The 4,793-nt window shown below is 30.4% G+C and carries 5 protein-coding genes; all 5 read left to right on the forward strand.

The window, feature by feature from the left end:
- The first annotated feature begins 159 nt into the window (after window positions 1-159).
- The 5 genes from HY951_12100 to HY951_12120 all read left to right on the forward strand — a co-directional run bounded on the left by HY951_12100 (window position 160) and on the right by HY951_12120 (window position 4,556).
- Window positions 160-621, forward strand: a complete 462-nt coding sequence (locus HY951_12100) for a hypothetical protein (protein ID MBI5540796.1) — start codon at window positions 160-162, stop codon at window positions 619-621.
- 146 nt (window positions 622-767) lie between these two features.
- Window positions 768-1,385, forward strand: a complete 618-nt coding sequence (locus HY951_12105) for an energy transducer TonB (GenBank protein ID MBI5540797.1) — start codon at window positions 768-770, stop codon at window positions 1,383-1,385.
- A gap of 197 nt (window positions 1,386-1,582) precedes the next feature.
- The gene (locus HY951_12110; GenBank protein ID MBI5540798.1) at window positions 1,583-2,302 is read left to right on the forward strand and encodes a hypothetical protein; all 720 of its coding nucleotides are present in this window, start codon (window positions 1,583-1,585) and stop codon (window positions 2,300-2,302) included.
- A 154-nt stretch (window positions 2,303-2,456) separates the two neighbouring features.
- Window positions 2,457-2,894, forward strand: coding sequence for a hypothetical protein (locus HY951_12115; protein ID MBI5540799.1), 438 nt, complete (start codon window positions 2,457-2,459; stop codon window positions 2,892-2,894).
- A gap of 684 nt (window positions 2,895-3,578) precedes the next feature.
- A complete protein-coding gene (locus HY951_12120) occupies window positions 3,579-4,556 on the forward strand; it encodes a T9SS type A sorting domain-containing protein (GenBank protein MBI5540800.1) in 978 nt (325 codons plus the stop codon).
- Window positions 4,557-4,793: the final 237 nt, after the last annotated feature.

Genomic DNA, 4,793 nt, shown 5'->3' on the forward strand with positions numbered 1-4,793 from the left:
AATAACAACATTGCCTAACACACGGTTAAAATTTAGCAGGCTGTTATTGGCAACTTGACAAGAATAACAATGTTCAAGCATTTTAGCGGTTTGACAACCAGTGCAAGTAAAAGCCTGCCAAATTCAACCGCAAACCGTTAGGGGCAACTTTATAAAATTATGACACAACAAGACTTATTTTTTGAAATTTCTGACTCAGTAAATTTCGTAAGACTAGAACCAATAGCACTAGTCAGAGAAAACAGTCAACTTGACTGGGACAACAATTGGATTAAAACAAAAGTAATTGTTAATTGTGGAGCGTTTTCAGGACAATTTGTGGCTGATTTTATGACTGTGGACTTTGAAAAATTTAAACAAGAATTCGAACTTTTATATAGCAACTTTAAGGGTTCAGCAATTTTTTCTGGACTTGAAAAACAGCTAGAATTAAATATTTTAGGCGATGGTTTAGGACACTTTGAAGTTAATGTAAAAGCTAGTGATAAACCAAATGAAGGTAACGAATTGACTTTTTTGTTGAGTTTCGACCAGACACAAATTAAAGAACTTATTTGGCAGTTGGACACAATTACTAAACGATTTCCAATTGTTGGTGACTTTAAGATTAAAAACAAATAAAAGCAGCCCCTAACACACGGTTAAAATTTAGCAGGCTGTTATGGGCAACTTGACACATTTAACAAATGTCAAATATTTTAGCGGTTTGACAACCAGTGCAAGTAAAAGCCTGCCAAATTCAACCGCAAACCGTTAGCGGTAAATTTATGAAAACAATATTCGTTATATTTTTAAGCATTTTCTGGTTGACAACTTTCAGTCAGAATGACTCACGTATGCGAGTTCAATTATTAGAGAATTATTCAAATAAAATCATTAATAACCTTGACAGCGTTAGACTAACCTCAAACAAAAAGCAATATTTGTTTTTAAATATTAAAACAAACAAAGACAGCTTATTTGAATTCGACAAAATTATTTCTGGAACTTATAATTTATTTTTATATAGTGCTAATTATGACACTGTATTGACTAATATCAAGACAATTAACGACAGGAATTATAAATATATTTTTTATTTGTTTAATAGAAATTTCACAAGCATACAAGTTTATTTTAGTCAAAGCTTATTTGACAACATTATAAAAAATTTGAAATATCCAGAAAATGCAAAAAAGAATGGCATTCAAGGAAAAGTTTTCGCAAGTTTTTTAATTACAACAACTGGTTTAATTGACAGCATTGTTATTGTGAGAGGTGTTTCTCCAGTTTTAGACAACGAAGTAATAAAAACATTAAAATCAATTAAAAACATTTCTCCAATTATTATAAATGGCGTACCGACAAATAATCGGTTTCTCATGCCTTTTAGCTTTAAATTATGAAAATAAAATCTACCGCTAACACTATGTTAGAATTTAGCAGGCTGTTATGGGCAACTTGACACAGAAAACAAAAGTCAAACCATTTAACGGTTTGACACCAATTGCAAGCAATTGCCTGCCAAATCCAACATGCCAACGTTACCAACTACTTTTAAAAAATTCCAAGAAATAATAATGCTTGAAAAATTAATCTATCAATGAAAAATTACATTTTAGTTATTATCTCAATCTTTTTGACTTATAGTGCATGGACTCAAGATAAAAGTATTGACTATAAGCTGAGTGTTAAGCTTTACAATTTATCCTCATACGACATTGTCTTAAATACTACTAACTTCTTCCCTGCTCATATCGATAGGACAATTTCTACTTTAAAATTCTTAAACCCGACTATAGCTTTTCAATGGAAATCAAGAAAAAATAATTTCAAAGAAATTGAACTAAAAAGTTTTTCATTTAGTAATCAAAATAATTCCGTCAAACAAATTAATGACACCAGCGGCGTTATTGAGTACTTTTCTGAATTCGATTATAAAAATACACTTATATCATTACGTTATGAATACATTTATCTTTTTAATAAATCTAAAAACAAAAGGTTTAATTTTTCATTAGGTTTTGCGATAAGTCCATATTACCGATTGACCAAATCCATTCCACGAATGGCGAATTCTTATGGTTCTTCAAATTATAGTATAGGAATTGACACATATTTAATTCCTCGTCTAACATTCTTTTTGAGCAAAAGATTTTATATAGATTTTAATATCCCATTTTGTATTTCGGAATTAGATATTTTAACACAGAAATCATTTGCTCCTCAAATTCCAATCAAACAAAGAAAATATATTACTTTTAATTTAAGCGAATTACCAAAAATGTATAGCTGTAGACTTGGAATCGGCATTAAAATATAACAAAAAGCAGTTGGTAACACACGGTTAAAATTTAGCAGGCTGTTATGGGCAACTTGACAATTTTAACAAAATTCAAACATTTTAGCGGTTTGACAATGACTGCAAGTAAAAGCCTGCCAAATTCAACCGCAAACCGTTAGCGCCAAGCATTAAAATGAAAACAGAAATAAATTTAAAGCAATTAGACTTTAGTGGTGGACCAAATAGTTGGTTCGACCTTTGGCATACTCATGTAGACTGGGACAATAATTTTAATAAAAACTGGTCGACAAAAAAAATATTTATAGACAAGTTACTTGAAATTTATGAGCTTTTAAAAGTAAAATTAAAAAAATACCCACACGACTATCAAGTTTTTATTAGTATAATTGAAAATGACCTTTCACAAAATGCAGTTTATATACATTCCAAAAATCCCAATCTTGACAACTTTCCAATAAATATTGTGAGTGCTGACAAATTCAAAATAAAGGATAAAGAATTAAATAAATACATTTCTGGACTTGGACTTGAAATAGTTCCTTACATTTTCGACAATGAATTACAATATTACTTGTTCGACAGAAAATATGGAATACCTTTAACGAAATAACAAATGCCAGGCGCTAACACTATGTTGGAATTTAGCAGGCTGTTATGGGCAACTTGACACAGAAAACAAAAGTCAAACCTTTTAACGGTTTGACAACAACTGCAAGTAAAAGCCTGCCAAATCCAACATGCAACCGTTAGCAACCATAGCACGCAAAAGCCAAGCTTCACTTCATAAAAAATTTATCTAACAAAAAAATAACGACGGTATTTCAATGACAAATTCGTTCTTTGCACTTTTTTCGCTAATCACTCAAAAGAGCAAATCCGTTCTTTTTGACAGGGTAGGAGCAATCACAATCATTTGCAAAACCAAAAAGCAAATCATTGTGTCCAGACCTAAATTTTTTACCCGACCCACAACCGCACAGTCTTCGCTTGACATACAGGAATAAAAATTATTGCAATTAATCATGACACACAAATTCGAAACGTTGTTACAAATTAAAGCCGTCGTTCAAATCGTTCTCTTTGACACTAAATTTCAAAATCATAACAGCCTTGCTACGAGTTGCTAACACCACCTTAGTCTATATTGCTGGCAGAATGTTAAATAAATTTGCTTTTCTAAATCAACATTATTACATTTGGACAATGCCTGCAAGTAATTACGCAACATAGCTAAGCTTAAACTGTTAGGGGCAATGGTTAAAAAAAAACAACTAATTCATTGACTAAATAAAAAATGAAAATCACAAAATATCTTCAAATATTATTTCTTTTGCTCTTTATTATATATAGTAAAAATGTACAATCTCAAAACTTAGCTCCTAACCCGAGTTTTGAACAATATTCTATTTGCCCTGACAATAATAGTCAAATCTCATATTGTACATTTTGGGATTCTTATAGGGAATCTCCTGATTATTTTAATACTTGCTCTTCTAATTCTGATTATTCTCCCCCAAATTGTTATTATGGATTTCAATATCCACATACTGGAAATGCGTATATTGGAATTTGTCCATTTCATGCTCAATTTCAAAATGCATTAGAATTTGCAGGTGCACCACTATTATCTAATCTGGTTATTGGGCAAAAATATTTTATTTCTTTTTACATTAGTTTAGGTGGCAATTTAAATTGGGGAGTAACTGTTGGATCAAATAAAATGGGCGTTAAATTTTCAACAGTTCCTTATTCCTATTCTAACCCAGCTCCAATAAATAATACCGCCCATTATTACAGCAATGATATTGTTATTGATACAGTTAAATGGACAAAGATAAGCGGGTCATTTATTGCAGATTCTTCTTATTCCTATATTATTATCGGAAACTTTTTTAATAACAATAATACTGATACTATTAATTTAGCACCTTCAAATAATAATTATGCATTTTACTATATTGATGATATTTGTGTAAGTTCTGATTCGATTTATTGCGAAAATTGGACAAATATATATAAGAAAACATCAGAAAAATCAATAACAATTTACCCAAACCCTGCTTTTGAGAAAATTCAAATAAATCTTAATGACTACTTAGCAAAAGAAATAATAATTAAAATTTTCAATTCAACTGGACAGCAATTGTACATTGACAAATTTGAAAATCAAAATTTAATGGAATTAGATGTTTCGACATTTTCAAAAGGAGTATACATGTTGGAAATTTTATATGACAATAAACTTGAAAATAGAAAGCTAATAATAAAATGATGCAAGCGAATTGACAAATAAACCACAGCCCCTAACACTATGTTGGCATTTAGCAGGCTGTTATGGGCAACTTGACAATTTTAACAAATTTCAAACATTTTAGCGGTTTGACAATCACTGCAAGTAAAAGCCTGCCAAATCCAACATCGAACCGATATCTATGATATCTCCAAATATTTATTTAATATTTTTTTAAGCTGCCAAATTAAGTTTAACATATGGTGTTCCTCTTTTAAC

This window comes from Bacteroidia bacterium (genome assembly GCA_016218155.1).
Classification (GTDB): Bacteria; Bacteroidota; Bacteroidia; order Bacteroidales; family GWA2-32-17; genus GWA2-32-17.